The sequence below is a fragment of the Micromonospora sp. DSM 43699 genome (genome assembly GCF_055517075.1).
Genome location: NZ_JBTMMT010000004.1, coordinates 30,236 through 45,133, shown reverse-complemented (window position 1 = coordinate 45,133; position 14,898 = coordinate 30,236). Strand labels below are relative to the sequence as shown.

At 73.2% G+C, this 14,898-nt stretch carries 12 protein-coding genes; 5 read left to right on the top strand and 7 right to left on the bottom strand.

Features of this window, described 5'->3' with window-relative positions; all coding sequences use genetic code 11:
* Positions 1-234: 234 nt before the first annotated feature.
* Together AC0AIB_RS03670 and AC0AIB_RS03665 are read right to left on the bottom strand one after the other, a co-directional pair.
* Positions 235-1,761 (bottom strand): FAD-dependent oxidoreductase, encoded by a 1,527-nt coding sequence (locus AC0AIB_RS03670; protein WP_465096011.1) that lies wholly within the window; start codon positions 1,759-1,761, stop codon positions 235-237.
* Positions 1,762-1,819: 58 nt separating this feature from the next.
* On the bottom strand, positions 1,820-2,362 hold the full coding sequence (locus AC0AIB_RS03665) for an MSMEG_6728 family protein (protein WP_465096010.1): 543 nt from the start codon (positions 2,360-2,362) through the stop codon (positions 1,820-1,822).
* Positions 2,363-2,464: 102 nt separating this feature from the next.
* Here AC0AIB_RS03665 and AC0AIB_RS03660 point away from each other — a divergent pair, with 102 nt between their 5' ends.
* On the top strand, positions 2,465-4,258 hold the full coding sequence (locus tag AC0AIB_RS03660; RefSeq protein WP_328342419.1) for an NAD-binding protein: 1,794 nt from the start codon (positions 2,465-2,467) through the stop codon (positions 4,256-4,258).
* Here AC0AIB_RS03660 and AC0AIB_RS03655 read toward each other — a convergent pair whose 3' ends face one another.
* Together AC0AIB_RS03655 and AC0AIB_RS03650 are read right to left on the bottom strand one after the other, a co-directional pair.
* Entirely contained in the window at positions 4,259-5,494 is a 1,236-nt protein-coding gene (locus AC0AIB_RS03655; protein ID WP_328342420.1) for an APC family permease, read from the bottom strand. It lies immediately after the preceding gene.
* A gap of 9 nt (positions 5,495-5,503) precedes the next feature.
* The gene (locus AC0AIB_RS03650) at positions 5,504-6,316 is read right to left on the bottom strand and encodes a phosphatase PAP2 family protein (RefSeq protein WP_465096009.1); all 813 of its coding nucleotides are present in this window, start codon (positions 6,314-6,316) and stop codon (positions 5,504-5,506) included.
* Between the two features lie 159 nt (positions 6,317-6,475).
* Here AC0AIB_RS03650 and AC0AIB_RS03645 point away from each other — a divergent pair, with 159 nt between their 5' ends.
* A complete protein-coding gene (locus tag AC0AIB_RS03645; protein ID WP_442930608.1) occupies positions 6,476-7,738 on the top strand; it encodes a DUF4032 domain-containing protein in 1,263 nt (420 codons plus the stop codon).
* Between the two features lie 983 nt (positions 7,739-8,721).
* Here the strand turns inward: AC0AIB_RS03645 and nagA are convergent.
* Genes nagA through AC0AIB_RS03630 form a run of 3 tightly spaced genes read right to left on the bottom strand, consistent with a single transcriptional unit; the run spans position 8,722 to position 11,767 of the window.
* Positions 8,722-9,831: an N-acetylglucosamine-6-phosphate deacetylase gene (nagA, locus tag AC0AIB_RS03640; protein ID WP_328342427.1), complete on the bottom strand. Its 1,110-nt coding sequence runs from the start codon at positions 9,829-9,831 to the stop codon at positions 8,722-8,724.
* Positions 9,828-10,841, bottom strand: coding sequence for an ROK family protein (locus AC0AIB_RS03635; RefSeq protein ID WP_328342429.1), 1,014 nt, complete (start codon positions 10,839-10,841; stop codon positions 9,828-9,830). The genes nagA and AC0AIB_RS03635 overlap by 4 nt, the downstream gene beginning before the upstream one ends.
* Complete coding sequence (locus AC0AIB_RS03630) at positions 10,838-11,767, bottom strand: SIS domain-containing protein (protein WP_328342431.1); 930 nt, start codon at positions 11,765-11,767, stop codon at positions 10,838-10,840. The genes AC0AIB_RS03635 and AC0AIB_RS03630 overlap by 4 nt, the downstream gene beginning before the upstream one ends.
* Before the next feature lie 199 nt (positions 11,768-11,966).
* On the opposite strand from AC0AIB_RS03630, the gene AC0AIB_RS03625 reads away from it, so the two are divergent.
* The 3 genes from AC0AIB_RS03625 to AC0AIB_RS03615 all read left to right on the top strand — a co-directional run bounded on the left by AC0AIB_RS03625 (position 11,967) and on the right by AC0AIB_RS03615 (position 14,892).
* Complete coding sequence (locus AC0AIB_RS03625) at positions 11,967-12,752, top strand: DeoR/GlpR family DNA-binding transcription regulator (protein ID WP_328342433.1); 786 nt, start codon at positions 11,967-11,969, stop codon at positions 12,750-12,752.
* Positions 12,753-12,871: 119 nt separating this feature from the next.
* A complete protein-coding gene (locus AC0AIB_RS03620) occupies positions 12,872-13,882 on the top strand; it encodes an ABC transporter ATP-binding protein (protein ID WP_328342435.1) in 1,011 nt (336 codons plus the stop codon).
* On the top strand, positions 13,879-14,892 hold the full coding sequence (locus AC0AIB_RS03615; protein WP_328342437.1) for an ABC transporter permease subunit: 1,014 nt from the start codon (positions 13,879-13,881) through the stop codon (positions 14,890-14,892). Before AC0AIB_RS03620 ends, AC0AIB_RS03615 begins: the two co-directional genes overlap by 4 nt.
* Positions 14,893-14,898: the final 6 nt, after the last annotated feature.

The following is a 14,898-nucleotide window of genomic DNA, read 5'->3' as shown; positions in this document are numbered from 1 at the left end:
GGTAGCGGTTGTGGTCGATCCGGACGTAGTTGACCACCGTCGGCTCGCCAGGATCCGGCTGGCAGTAGGTGACCGGGGTGCGGTCGACCTGTTCGAGATCGATGCTCGAGTACCGCTGGGCCTTCGGGTTCCGGCAGGAAATAGACCGAGTCCTCGGCGAGCAGCTTCCAGTGCGGCGCGTCCGCAGGCGGCACCCAGTCCGGCCCCGGCGCTACCGGCCGGCGAGTGAACCCGCTACCGGCCGGCGAGCAGCCCCCGGGGGCGGATGGAGCGGACCGGTTCGGCGGCGGCCCCCTCGGCGCGCAGGATGTGGTTGGCGGCGATGATCCCGGTCGCCGCCGACCGCTCCATCAACGCGCTGGGGAAGTCGGTGCCGATGCCGTCCCCGGCCAGATAGAGGCCGTCGGCGTCGGTGCGTACCCCGGGTCGGCCGGGGTGGCTGCCCGGGGTGAACGCCGGAGCCTGCGCCTCGACCCGGGCGCGCAGCTCCCGCACCCCCAGTCCGGCGACCTCCGGCCAGAGCGTGACCAGTTCGGTGCGCATCCGTTCGGCCAGTTCCCCGGCCGGCACCCCCTCGTCGCAGGCGTACGCGTGCAGCTCCACCACCGCGCCGCCGGTGCGCTGCGCCCACCGCCGGGACTCGTTCTCCAGCCGGTGGTAGAGGGTCACCGAGTCCAGGGTGGGCTGGCGGGACACCCCGCTGAACACCGCCCGGTCGGCCCGGACGTCCCCGTCGAGCCAGTACCGCGCCACCGCGTACGGCGGGCCGGGCCGACCGAACGCGGGCATCCGCGCCACCAGCCCGGGCGCCGCCGCGACCAGGCCGGGGGAGGCGGTGACCAGCGCGGCCAGCGCCGGCGGGTCGACGGCCAGCACCACGTGCCCGGCGGGGTACGACGTGCCGTCGGCATCGGTGACCCGCCAGCCGTCCGACCCCCGGTCCAGCCGGGCGGCGGCGACCCCGGTGCGCACCCGACCGCCGTGCTTCTCCACGTACCGGGTCAGCGGCTGCCAGATCGCCGTGGCGTAGTCCTCGTCGGGGCAGTCGAACGCCAACCCCTCCGGGTTGCCCAGCAGATAGAAGTGGAACTGGGCGATCATCTCGGCGGCCGACATCTCGGTCTCGTGGTTGAAGAACGAGTGCGAGAAGACCTCGAACAGCATCGCCCGCGCCCGGTCCGGCAGTTTCAGCGAGGCGAGCAGCGCGTCGGCGGTGGTGTCGTCGAACTCGGCGTAGGTGCGCACCGGGTCGTAGCTGAGCAGCGGCAACGCGGCGTCCCGGTCCATCCGGCGCAGGTCGGTCAGGCGCAGGCTGGGGCTGCGCAGCAGTAGCGCCAGCAGGTTGGCCGGCGGGGCCGGGGGCAGCCTGCCGAACTCCTCGGTGGGCCACTGCGCGGACAGGATCGGGTAGCCGGGGATCGGCTTGAGGAAACCGAGCGTCGGATCGACCCGCCGCAGGATCGACCGCCAGTTGTAGTACTGCCTGAAGAACGCGTGGAAGCCGTGCTCGTTGACCTGGCTGCCGTCGGCGAGCGCCTCCGGCCACGCGCCGAGCCGGCCGCCAAGCGTCGGCGCGGCCTCCAGCACGGTGACGTCCACCCCGCGTTCGGCGAGCACCACCGCCGCCGACATGCCGGCGATCCCGCCACCCACCACCACGGCCGTGGTCGGCCGGGCCACCCGGGGGGCACCACCGCCGCCCGGGTCCACCTCGTGCTCGCGTACGCCGATGAGTCGACCCAGCTTCTGCGACAGCGCCATGTGCACCTTCCGACCCGAGGGGCCTCCAGTCTGCCTGACCAGGCTCGATCCGGCCCTGTCAGGCAGGTCCGCCACCGCCAGCGGAGGCGTCGGCGGGTCGCCCGGCGGGAGCGTCGGCGGGTCGCCCGGCGGCGAGCGGGGCACGGTCGGATGGGGGCCAGACGTACTCCAGGTCGGACGGGATGTCGCCGAACCTGGGGCGGTAGTGGTCCGGATCCTTGCGCAGCAGCGAGGACCGATGGCTCAGGTGCAGGTCGTCGCGGCCCAGCCAGGGCGGTAGCTCACCGGCGGCGGCCAGTTCGGCCTGGCTGCGTACCCGACCGGTGCCCCGGGCGGCGGTCAGGTCGGTGACCAGGGTCGCCGCGCAGGTGTCCGCCCGACCCGGTGCACACCACACCGCGCACACGTCCAACCCGTACCGGGTCAAGGCCTCCTCGTAACCGGCCCACATCTTCACCGCCGGGTGGTGGCGCCAGCCGTAGCCCGGCCGGGTCAGCCCGCGCAGCACCTGGATCGCCTCCACCCGCTGTTTGCCCAGCCGGCGCTGGTCGAGGACCCGCGCGCTGGCCAGGAAATCCGGGTACGGCAGGAACGTCTGCACGGCGCTGCTCTACCCACCACCGGGTCCGACATGCCTGCTCGCGATCACCCCGCGCGATTACCAGGGCTGCGTCCGCTGCGACCGGCTGACTACCATCCGGGCATGGCCGAACCCCTGCGGGACCGTGCCCGGCGCGCGACCGGCTGGCGGTTGCGGATGAACGGCGACTCCCGTCCGCACTACGTGGTCTGCGGCAACGACCCGTTGACGTACTGGGTGGTCCGGGCGCTGCTCGGCACCGAGCTGGCCCAGGGCCGGGTCCGGATCACCCTGGTCGTGCCGGAGCGCCGCCGCTCGGAGGGCCCCGACGGGCGGGACGTCGACGGCGTGCAGGTGATCCGGGCCGACCGGCTCGACGAGGCCACCTTCCGCCGGGCCGGCCTGGCCGGGGCGGACGGCCTGGCCCTGCTGCACCAGGACGACGTGGGCAACATGCACGCCGCGCTCTGCGCGCAGGAGGTCGAACCCCGGTTGCGCCTGGTGGTCCGGATGTTCAACACCAGCCTCGCCAACGGTCTGCGGCAACTCTTCCCCGACTCGGCCGTCCTCTCCGACGCCTCGATGGCCGCCCCGGCGTTCGTCGCCGCCGCCCTCGGCGAGGTCGCCCCGACCCACTTCCGGCACGGCGGTCGTACCCTCTACGTGGCCCGCCGGGGTGACGTCCGCCCCGCCGACGTGGTCTGCGGGCTGGCCGTCACCACCGACCCGGAGGTGGTCCGGGTGCTGCCCGCCGACGAGAAGGCCGCCGACGTGGTGCTCGCCGAGGCGACCGGCCAGCCGGCCGGCACCGAGCTGGCGGCCCGCCGGCTGGTCCGGGCCCGGCGTCGCCGGCAACCCCTCGCGGTGCTGCTCCGGGCGGTCCGCAGCTTCGCCACCCGCAAGATCGGCATCGCGGTGCTCACCCTGCTCGGGGTGATCGCCCTGCTCGGCTGGCTGAACGCCCGCGCGGTCGAGGTGAGCTGGACGGAGGCGCTCTACCTGACCCTGGTCACCACGCTCAGCGGCCAGGACCCGGACGTCGCCAAACCGGCCGCCGCCCAGATCATGCAGGTGGTGCTCAACCTGGCCGGGCTGGCGCTGATCCCGCTGATCACCGCCGTGGTGGTCGACGGGATCGTCAACGCCCGGCTGGCCCTGCACGCCGGCCGGATCCAGCCGGAACGCGCCGGGCACGTGGTGGTCGTCGGGCTGGGCAACATCGGTACCCGGGTGATGGCCCAGCTGCACGACTTCGGCGTCGAGGTGGTGGCGATCGACCGGAGTGCCGAGGCGCGCGGTGCGGCGCTGGCCCGACGGCTGGACGTGCCCCTGATCGTCGGGGACGCGGCCCGTGAGGAGACGCTGCGTTCGGCCTCGGTGGAGCACTGCCAGGCGCTCGTGGTGGTCTCCACCGACGACGGGGTCAACCTGCGGGCCGCGCTCAACGGCCGGGCGCTCAACCCGGAGCTGCGGGTGGTGCTGCGGCTCTTCGACGGCGACTTCGCCGAGCGGATCCAGCGGGCCTTCGGCATCGGCATCTCGCGCAGCGTGTCCTACCTGGCCGCGCCGTCGTTCGCCGCCGCGCTGCTGGACCGGGCGGTGATCGCCACCATCCCGGTCGACCGGCACGCCCTGCTGGTGGTGGAGGTGCCGGTGGTGGCCGGTGCCGCACTGGACGGCCGTCCGCTCGCCGCGGTGGCCCGCCCCGGCGAGGTACGCCTGCTGGCCCACTCCCGGCCCGGGCAGAAGACCGACTGGACGGCCGACCCCCGGATGGTGATCACGGCGGGGGACCGACTGACAGTGGTCGCCCGGCGGGCCGGGCTGAGCGCCCTGCTCCGGGAGACCACCCCGCCCCCGCCGCCGGCTGTCCCGCCGCCCGCCGGCGTACCGACGTCGCGGGATCCGCAGGAGTGACTAGCGGAGGTGGCGGAGGGCGTACCAGAGCGCGCCGAGGGCGAGCACGCCGAAACCGGCGAGGACGCTGGTGGTCGGCAGGCTGACCGCGAGCAGCAGGCAGCCGACCAGCCCCAGCACGGCGAGCGCCCGGACGGGCAGCCGTCGGGTCGGATCCCGGCCCAGGGTCAGTGCGGCGGCGTTGGTGATCGCGTAGTAGACAAGCACGGTGCAGCTGGAGAAGCCGATCGCCCCGCGTACGTCGCCGAGCGCCACCACCGCGACTACCACGGCGGCCACCGCCAGCTCGGCCCGGTGCGGGACCTGGCGGACCGGGTGCACGGCGGCCAGCGCGCCCGGCACGTCCCGGCGGCGGGCCATCGCCAGCAGGGTCCGGCCCACCCCGGCGAGCAGCGAGAGCAGCACCCCGGTCACCGCCACCGTCGCGCCGGCCCGGACCACCCAGGCCAGGCCGGGCAGCCCGGCGACGGTCACCACGTCGGCCAGTGGCGCGGCGGACGCGGCCAGCCGGTCGGGGCCGAGCACACCGACCGCGACCACCGCCAGGACCAGGTAGACCGCCAGCACCACGCCGAGGGCCAGCGGCACCGCCCGGGGGATCGTGCGGGCCGGGTCGCGGACCTCCTCGCCGAGGGTGGCGATCCGGGCGTACCCGGCGAAGGCGAAGAAGAGCAGCCCGGCGGCGGTCAGCACGCCCCGGGCCGGGCCGGCGCCCTCGGCGAGCCGGTCGAGCCGGACCTCCCCGGCGGCCAGGCCGGTCACCGCGACCAGGGCCAGCACCGCCAGCACCACGACCACGAGCACCTTCGTGGCGGCGACCGTCCGGGTGACGCCGCGCAGGTTCACCGCGGTCACCGCGAGCACCGCGCCGACCGCGACCAGCCGGGCCTGCCCCGGCCACAGGTACGCCCCGATGGTCAGCGCCATCGCCGCGCAGCTCGCCGTCTTGCCGACCACGAACCCCCAGCCGGCGAGGAAGCCGGCGAACGGGCCGAGGCGTTCCCGGCCGTAGACGTAGCTGCCGCCGGATTCCGGGTAGCGGGCCGCCAACCGGGCCGAGCTGGTCGCGTTGCAGTAGGCGATGAACCCGGCCAGCGCCAGCGCCACGAGCAGTCCGCTGCCACCGGCTGCGGCGGCAGCCGGGGCGAAGACCACGAAGACGCCCGCACCGAGCATCGCGCCGAGCCCGACGACCACCGCATCGGGTACGCCCAACCGCCGGCTCAGTCGATCCACCACGGCAGGTTACGGGTCGGAGGTGAACGGGCGGCTCTCATCGTGCGACCGGCCCGGGTCGGAGGTGAACGGGCGGTCCCAGGCGCGCAACCGGCCCGGCAACGGCAGCTCGTCCCAGGGGATCCGACGCAGCAGCCGATCTAGCAGGAGGCCGAGCAGTAGCCCCGCCACCGAGTCGGTCAGCCAGTGCCAGCCCAGGTAGGTGGTGGTGCACAGGACCACCACCGGCGGCACCACCCGGACGGCGGTGACCAGCGGCCGGGGCATCCGCCGGCCGACGGTACGCAGCAGCGGGGCGAGCAGCAGGGCGAGCACCCCGTACCAGACGATCGCGTTGGCCACGTGCCCCGACGGGTACGACTGGGCGTAGCCGACCGGCAGGTCGTGCTGGAACAGCGGCAGGGTCTGTTCCGGCGGCAGGAACGGTTCCTTGACGCTCGCGGTGGGGGCCGGGCGGGCCGTCCACACCTTGAGCGGGCCGATGGTCAGCAGGGTGAGCACGAAGGCGACCACGGGAGGCAGCAGTGGACGGACCGAACGGAGCCGGACGGCCAGCAGCACCCCCAGGGCGGCGGCCGACATCGTCAACGGGCTGCCCTGGCCGAGCAGGTTGAGCGCCCTGGCGATCCAGTACGCGGTGGTCGGCCGGTGCGCGTCCGCCCAGTCGGCGACCGCCCGGTCGACGCCGAAGAGGTGGCCGGTGGCGAGGGCCACGGTCAGGCCGACCAGGGCGGCGAACAGCACCAGGTCGTACCACCAGCCGGCCGGGCGGACCGGCCTGAGCCGTGCTCCGTCGCGTACCGTCGTGGTGGTCTCCCGCACGCGATCACGCTACCGGCCGACCCCTGTGGCCGTGGTGGCGCGGCCGGGGTCTGGCGTGGTGCGACCCGGCGGCCGTGGTGGCGCGGCCCGTGGTCCGGCGTGGCGCGGCCCGTGGTCCGGCGTGGCGCGGCCGGGGGTCTCGCGGGCCGGGGTCGATGTGTGTCGAACCACGAAGGGAGGCGCATGCCGGGGGCACCCGGCACACTTGTCCCCGTGCGGATCACCTCGGCCCTCGTCGACCCGGCGCTGCTCGACCTTCCCTGGTCGACCCCGCTGGAGGAGTGGCCCGCCCGGCACCTGGTGGCGCTGCCACAGGGCATCTCCCGGCACATCGTCCGATTCGTCCGCCTCGGCGACTACGTGTACGCCGTCAAGGAGACCGGGGAGCGGGTCGCCGAACGCGAGTACGACCTGTTGCGGGCGCTGGAACGGATCGACTTCCCGTCGGTGGAGGCGATCGCGATCGTGGCCGACCGACAGGCCGACGACGGCACCCCGCTGGACCCGGTGCTGATCACCCGGCACCTCCAGTTCTCGCTGCCCTACCGGGCGCTGTTCTCCCGCACGCTGCGCCCGGAGACGATGGGCCGGCTGCTCGACGCCCTCGCCGTGCTGCTGGTCCGGATGCACCTGACCGGCTTCTTCTGGGGCGACTGCTCACTGTCCAACACCCTGTTCCGGCGCGACGCCGGGGCATTCGCCGCCTACCTGGTCGATGCCGAGACCGGTGCGCTGCACCGCTCGTTGTCCAACGGGCAGCGCGGCGAGGACCTGGAGATCGCCCGGGTCAACATCTTCGGCGAGGCGCTGGACCTCCAGGCTGCCGGGCTGCTGCACGAGTCGATCGACCCGGAGGTGGTCTGCGAGGAGGTCGTGCAGCGCTACGAGCGGCTCTGGCACGAGATCACCTACGAGCAGCAGATCGAGCGGGAGGCCCGGCACGACATCGAGGGCCGGATCCGCCGCCTCAACGACCTGGGTTTCGACGTGGCCGAGGTGGCCCTGTCGACGGTCGACGACGGGCGTTACCTGGTCCGCCCGAAGGTCGTCGACGCCGGCTACCACACCCGACGGCTGATCCGGCTCACCGGGTTGGACGCCGAGGAGAACCAGGCCCGCCGGCTCCTCAACGACCTGGACGCCTACCGGGTGGAGAGCGACCTGACCGACGAGCAGCAGGCCGCGCACCGCTGGCTGACCGAGGTCTTCGAGCCGGTCGTCCGGGCGGTCCCCGCCCACCTGCGGCACAAACTGGAACCGCAGGAGATCTTCGCGCAGATCATCGAGCACAAGTGGCTGCTCTCCGAGCGGGCCCGTCGGGACGTGGGGATGGGCCCGGCGGTGCAGTCGTACCTGTCCGACGTGCTGGTGCACCGCCCCGACGAGCAGGCTGTCCTGGGTGTCGAGGTCCCCACCGCCTGACCTGCATTCTTCCCGGCCTGCCCTTCTTCCCGGCCTGCATTCTTCCCGGCCTGCCTTCTTCTGGCCCCCCCGTCGCGTGGCCCGCCCGTCGCGTGGCCCGCCCGTCGCGTGGCCCGCCCGTCGCGTGGCCCGCCCGTCGCGTGGCCCGTGCGTAGCGGGGCCCGCGCGCCTCCGGACCAGGTGGGCTCTCGCCGGTGCCTGGCCCACGCACCGTGACGACCCCGCGGTCCGCTCCAGGCCCAGGAAACCGCAGGTAGGACCTGCCATGCGCATCCTTTGGACCTGATGACGTAAACGAATCAGGATGCTTCACCGCGCATCCGGGGCACGTTTTAACGCAACACCGTTGCGTTAAAACGCCGTGGGCGGCTGGTCAACCCGGGACAGGAAGTGCCCGATCGGGGAGCGGGGTGGGCCCGCTTGGCGATCATGGAGTGGTGGTGCCGACCTTGGGGGCTTTACGGGCGTTCTGTCACCCACCACAACTCCATGATCGGCGAGGCAGCGCTGGTCGACGAACAGCCGTTCCACCTAACGCAACGGTGTTGCGTTTCCACGTGGCGAGCGATCAGGGGTATGTGCGGGCTCGTACGGGCTCCCCTGATCACTCTGCCGCCAATTCCCGCCTTCGTCCGGTTCCCGCCTTCGTCCGGTCGCGGTCGCTACTCACCGCCGTAGTCCGCGCACCGTTGCCGGCCGCCTGCTCCCCGCCGGTTGCCGCGACCCGCCAGCCTCGGCCGAGGTCGCGCGGGCGCGCCCGTGACTCGTTAACGTCATCAGCTCTAAAGGACGCGCATGGCACATAATGGGTGGTTGTGGGTCTGCACGTCTGTGTTGTTCATCGCGCGGACGGTTGAGAGCCGAGCCGCACCGGACCGAGCCGGACCGGACCGAGCCGGACCGAGCCGGACCGGACCGAGCCGGACCGGACCGGATGAGGTTGAGCTGGGCTAGGACATGGCCGGGTCGGGGCGGGACAGGTTTCAGTCGAGCCAGGTGCCGGCGCGCATCACCCGGACCACGTTCAGCTCGTCGTCGAGCACCACCAGGTCGGCGCGGAGGCCCGCCTGGAGGGCACCCACCCGGTCACGCAGGCCGATGGCCCGGGCCGGGGTGGTGGCGACCATCCGTGCCGCGTCGGCGATCGGGATCCCGGCGGATACGGCGTGCCGCAGTGCGGCGTCCATGGTGAGGGTGCTGCCGGCGATTGCCCCGTCCCGGGTCAGGCGGGCCACCCCGTCGGCCACGGCTACCTGCTGGCCACCCAGCTCGTACTCGCCGTCGGGCATGCCGGCGGCGGCCATCGCGTCGGTGATCAGTGCGATCCGTTCCGGGCCGGCGACGCCGGTGGCGAAGGTGAGCATCCCGTCGTGCAGGTGCACCCCGTCGGCGACCAGTTCACAGACCACGTTCGGGGCCTCCAGCAGGGCCACCACCGGGCCGGGCTCGCGGTGGTGCAGCGGGCGCATCCCGTTGAACAGGTGGGTGCCGACGCTCGCCCCCGCCGAGACCGCGGCCCGGGTCTGCTCCCAGGTGGCGTCGGTGTGGCCGACGGCGGCGACCACACCGTGTGAGGTGAGCAGCTTGATCGCGTCCAGGGCACCGGGGCGCTCGGGTGCCAGGGTGACCATGCGTACCGTCCCCGCCCCCTCCTCTAGGAGTCGGGTGAGCTCGTCGGTGGACGGGTCGCGGAGGAATTCCGGGTTCTGCGCGCCGCACCGGATCTTCGACAGGTACGGCCCCTCGAAGTGGACGCCCGCCAGCACGCCCTCCCGGACCAGCGGCGCGAACGCGGCGGTGGCCGCCCGCATCAGGTCGAACGGGGCGCTGACCAGGCTGGCCAGCAGGGTGGTGGTGCCGTGGCGCCCGTGGAACGCGGCGGCCTCGCGGGCGGCGTCGGCGTCGCCGGCGGTGAAGGTGTGCCCGCCCCCGCCGTGGGTGTGCATGTCCACGAAGCCCGGCACGATCCAGTGCCCGTCGCGCTTGGCGGGGTACTCGGCGACGGCGGTGATCCGCTCGCCGTCCAGCTCCACGCACCCCTGCCGGACCACGCCGGTCGGGGTCACCACCTTGCCGGTCACCCGCTGGGTCATCGTCTCTCCAGACTGTCGAGGGCGAGCAGGGCGGCACCGAGGCAGCCGGCCTCGTCGCCGAGGGCCGCCGCGACCAGGCGCGGCTCCCGATGGAAGGTCATCCGTTCGTGCAGGGCCGCGCGGAGCGGGCCGAGCAGTTGCTCGCCGGCCCGGGCCAGACCGCCGCCGATGACCATGGTGTCCACGTCGTAGAGGGCCTGCCCGGTGGCGAGCCCGTCGGCCAGCGCCTCGACGGCCTCCCGCCACACCCGGCCGGCCAGTTCCTCACCGGCCGCCGCCCGCCCGGCCACCTCGGCCGCGCTCACCGCCGTACCGGCCGGGCGCGTTGCCGCGCCGGCCGGAGGTGCTGCCGTGCCGACTCCGGGCGGGCCGGCCTGCGTCGTTCCGTCGTCCAGTTCCGCGTAGCGGCGGGCGATGGCCGAGGCGGACGAGACGGCTTCCAGGCAGCCGGGCCGACCGCAGCCGCAGCGCGGGCCGTAGGGGCGTACCAGGATGTGGCCGATCTCGCCGGCCGCACCGTGCGCGCCGACGGCGGCCGACCCGGCGACCACGTGCGCGGCGGCGATGCCGGTGCCGATCGCGACGAAGAGCACGTGCCGGGCGTCCCGGCCGGCACCGAGCCGGGCCTCGGCGATCCCGCCCACCCGCACGTCGTGGCCGAGCACCGCCGGCAGCCCGAGCCGCGCCGCCACCAGTTCCCGCAGCGGTACGTCCCGGAAGCCGACATTCGCCGACCAGACCGCCACCCCGGCGGCCTCGTCGACCACCCCGGGTACGGCGACGCCGCAGGCCACCGGGGTCGATCCGGCGGCACGCGCCTTGTCGGCCAGCCCTCCGGCGACGGTCAGGACGGTCTCCACCACGGCGTCCGGGCCGCGTCCGGCGTCGGTCGGGTGGCGTTCGGTGTACGCCACGCTGCCGTCCGGGCGGACCAGGGCGCACTTCATCCCGGTCCCACCGACGTCCAGCGCGACGACGAGGTGTTCGCCGTCGCCCGGCCCGTCGGTCATGCCAGCACCACTGAGCGGGTCAGGTGTCGGGGCGCGTCCGGGTCCAGGCCGCGGCTGGTCGCCAGGGCCACCGCGAAGCGCTGGGCCAGGATCAGGTCGGCCATCGGGTCGACCGGGGTCCGGCCGGCCGCCCAACTGCCCAGCACGGTGTGGCATCCGTGGTGCCGGCTGTGCACGAACGCGGCCCCGGTGGCCGCCACGTCCTCCGGCAGACCGTCGGGCAGTTCCCCGAACGCCCAGACCAGTCGGCCGGGTGCGGCGATCGAGATGGGGCCGTGCCGGTAGTCCATCGCCGGGTACGCCTCGGCCCAGAAGGTGGCCGCCTCGCGGCACTTCAACGCGGCCTCCTGGGCCAGCCCGACGGTCCAGCCGCGACCGAGGAAGGTGGCCTGGTCGATGCGGGCCGGGTCGAGCGGCAGCGGGGCCCGGACGGCGACCTCGGCGTCGGCGGCCAGCGCCTCGACGTTGTCGCCGAGGTGGGCGCGGAGCAGCGCCAGGGCGGTGGTGGCGAACCGGGTCTGCACCACCGAACGCTCGTCGGCGAAGGGCATCGGCACGGCCGTGTCGGCAAGCGTGCCGGCGGGCGAGTCGGGGTCGCCGACCAGGACGGTGGTGGGTGTCCGGCCGCGCAGCGCGGCGAGCAGGTCGAGGACCTCGGTGGTGGTGCCGGAGCGGGTGATCGCGATCAGCCGGTCGTAGCGACGGTCGGTGGGGAACTCGCTGGCCTGGAAGGCGTCGGTCTCGCCGTGACCGGCCCGCTCGCGCAGCCCGGCGTACGCCATCGCCATGAACCACGACGTGCCGCAACCGACGACGGCGACCCGCTCGCCGGGTCGGGGGAGGCCGGTGGCGACGGTGTCGGCCAGCCGGGCCGCCTCCCGCCAGCAGTCGGGCTGGCTGGCGATCTCCGCGTCGACGTACGCCATGTGAACTCCTCGCACAGGGGAGGGAGGTGCGCAATACGGCTCATTACCACCGTCTTTCGCGCGTTATTCTGCGCGAATCGAGGCCGGTGTGGCAACCTGCCCCCGGATCGCGCAGAGCAGGGCTTTGCGCACCGCCAGTTTCGCGCACTACTGTGCACGCAATCAATCACCGTTCGGGCAGAGTCATCGGAGGCTCCACGTGGACCGGTACGCCAGGTGGAACGCTCTGCTCGAGATGCTCACCGGCAGCGGCCGGGTCAGCGTCGAGGAGGCCGCCGAGCGGCTGGACGTCTCCCAGGCCACCATCCGACGCGATTTCGACCAGCTCGCCCAGCAGCAGATGATCACCCGGACCCGGGGTGGCGCGGTCGCCAACGGCGTCTCGTACGACCTGCCGCTGCGGTACAAGACGGCCAAGCACTCGGCGGAGAAGCAGCGGATCGGCGCCGCCGCCGCCGCGCTCGTCTCCCCCGGCACCGTGGTCGGTCTCAACGGCGGCACCACCAGCACCGAGGTGGCCCGTGCCCTGGCCGTCCGGCCGGATCTGAACACCAACGCCGAGGGTGCCCAGCTCACCGTGGTCACCAACGCCCTGAACATCGCCAACGAGCTGCTGGTGCGCTCGCGGATGAAGGTCGTGGTCGCCGGGGGTGTGGTGCGGCCGAAGTCGTTCGAACTGGTCGGGCCGCTCGGCGGGGCGCTGCTGCGCGAGGTCACCCTGGACGTCGCCCTGTTGGGCGTGGACGCGCTCGATCCCCAGCTGGGTGCCGCCGCCCACCACGAGGGGGAGGCGGCGATGAACAACCTGATGGTGGCGCGGGCCAAGCGGGTGGTGATCATCGCGGACTCGTCCAAGCTGGGCGGTCACGCGTTCGCCCGGATCTGTCCGGTGGAACGGGTGGAGACCCTGGTGACCGACTCCGGGGCGGCCCCCGAGCTGGTCGACGCGTTCCGCGCCGCAGGCGTGGCCGTCGTCTGCGCCTGAGTGGCTCGTTGATACACCGTCGGTAGTGATCCGAACGCCGATGCATACCGGGTATTGCCATGGCGGGCATACCGAGTATGGTGTCCGCTGTCATAGCCCACCATCGGGGGAGGCGCAGCTTGTCGGCTGTCCTGGAGATCGAAGGTCTACGTAAGACGTACAAGAGCCGTCGGCGTGGTGTCCGCAACGCGCTGGACGGGTTCGACATGCGGGTGGAGGCCGGGCAGGTGCACGGCTTCCTCGGCCCCAACGGGTCGGGGAAGACCACCACGCTGCGCACCCTGCTCGGGCTGATCCGGCCGGACGGCGGGCGGATGGCGATCCTCGGCCACGAGGTGCCCGCCGCGCTGCCCAACGTCGCCGGTCAGGTCGGCGCGATCGTGGAGAGCCCGCAGTTCTTCCCGCACTTCACCGCCCGGGACACGCTGTCCCTGCTGGCCGGGGCCGGCGAGGTCCCCGCCGTACGGGTCGACGAGGTGCTGGAACTGGTCGGGCTGCGGGACCGGGCCGGCGAGCGGGTCAAGACGTACTCGCTCGGCATGAAGCAACGGCTCGCCGTCGCGTCCGCCCTGCTCAAGAACCCCAAGCTGCTGATCCTCGACGAGCCGGCCAACGGTCTCGACCCGGGCGGCATCCGGGAGATGCGCACCCTGATGCGCACCCTCGCCGAATCCGGGATGACCGTGGTGCTCTCCAGCCACATCCTCGGCGAGATCCAGCTCATCTGCGACGAGGTCACCATCATCTCGCTGGGCCGTCGGGTCGCCGCCGGCCCGGTGGACCAGGTGCTGGCCCAGCACTCGCACGGTGGCGTACGGGTGCGGCTGGACGCCGCCGAAGACCTCGCCGCCGCCGCCGACCTGCTCGGCCGGGCCGGCGTCGCGGTCACCCGCCACCCCGACCACCTGATGCTGGCCGGCGTCGACAAGCCGGCCACGGTCAGCCGGCTCCTCGCCGAACAGCACCTGTACGTCAGCGAACTGGCCCCGGTAGCGGTGGACCTGGAGAGCGTCTTCCTGGAGATCACCGCCACCGCACCGGTCCCCGGCCAGCACCGCCAGGTCGACGAGTCCACGAAGGTCGACGAGCCGGGTCACACCGGCAGCACCACGGGAGGGTGGGGCGCATGAGCCTGTACGTCACCGAACTGCGTCGGCTGGCCAAGCGCCGGCTCACCCGGGTCATGCTGGTCCTGCTCGTCCTCGGCCTGACCGGCGTCGTCACCGCCTTCACCTTCTCCAGCCACAAGCTCTCCCCGGCGGTGATCGCCCAGGCGCAGGCCGAGTCGGATGCCAACTTCCGGGAGGCCGTCAAGGACTGGGAGCGCTCGATCACCGAGTGCGAGGCGGCCAAGGCCCGCGGCGAGCAGACCGAGGACCGGTACGGCCCGAACTGCGGCCGGGACTGGCAGCCCACCGCGGACATGTTCGACCCGAAGTGGAACCTGCCGTACCAGTTCGACTTCCGGGGCGAGTTCGGGATCTTCGTCGCCGTCTTCGCCGGAGCGGTGGCGCTGTTCGCCTTCCTGATCGGCGCCTCCTTCGTGGGGGCCGAATGGAGCAGCGGCGGGATGATGAACCTGCTGCTGTGGCGGCCGAAACGGCTCGTCGTGCTCGGCACCAAACTGGCCGCCGTGTTCACCATGCTGACCGGGGTGACAGTGGTGCTGGGCGCGCTGTGGACGCTTGCCTTCTGGCTGATCGGCACGCACCGGGGGACCACCGCGAAGGTCACCTCCGGGGTCTGGCAGTCCACCGGGATCAGCTGGCTACGGGCGCTGGGGCTGATCCTCGCCGTCGGTGCGGTGGCCTTCGCGCTGGCCTCGCTGGGCCGGCACACCTCGATGGCGCTCGGCGTCGCCGTCGGCGTCGGTGTGATCAGCGAGATCGGCATCCGGATCGCCCTGACCATCGCCGGGGTCCGGTTCGGGGACCGTTGGGTGCTCTCCACCTATGCGCTGGCCTGGTTCCAGAAGCAGTGGAAACTGGTCGACTACCGCTCCTGTGAATTCGCCCAGGGCGAGTGCACCCCGAAGGAGATGCTAGTGACCTGGCAGGACTCGGCGCTGGTCTTCGGCATCGGCACCGCCGTGGTGATGGTCGCCGCGTTCTGGATGATGCGTCGGCGCGACATCACCTGAGCCGGC

Excerpts from the sequence above, each read along its gene's own strand:
- AC0AIB_RS03670 (WP_465096011.1), bottom strand. The coding sequence starts at position 1,761 with ATGGCGCTGTCGCAGAAGCTGGGTCGACTCATCGGCGTACGCGAGCAC.
- AC0AIB_RS03660 (WP_328342419.1), top strand. The coding sequence starts at position 2,465 with ATGGCCGAACCCCTGCGGGACCGTGCCCGGCGCGCGACCGGCTGGCGG.
- nagA (WP_328342427.1), bottom strand. The coding sequence starts at position 9,831 with ATGACCCAGCGGGTGACCGGCAAGGTGGTGACCCCGACCGGCGTGGTC.
- AC0AIB_RS03635 (WP_328342429.1), bottom strand. The coding sequence starts at position 10,841 with ATGACCGACGGGCCGGGCGACGGCGAACACCTCGTCGTCGCGCTGGAC.
- AC0AIB_RS03630 (WP_328342431.1), bottom strand. The coding sequence starts at position 11,767 with ATGGCGTACGTCGACGCGGAGATCGCCAGCCAGCCCGACTGCTGGCGG.
- AC0AIB_RS03615 (WP_328342437.1), top strand. The coding sequence starts at position 13,879 with ATGAGCCTGTACGTCACCGAACTGCGTCGGCTGGCCAAGCGCCGGCTC.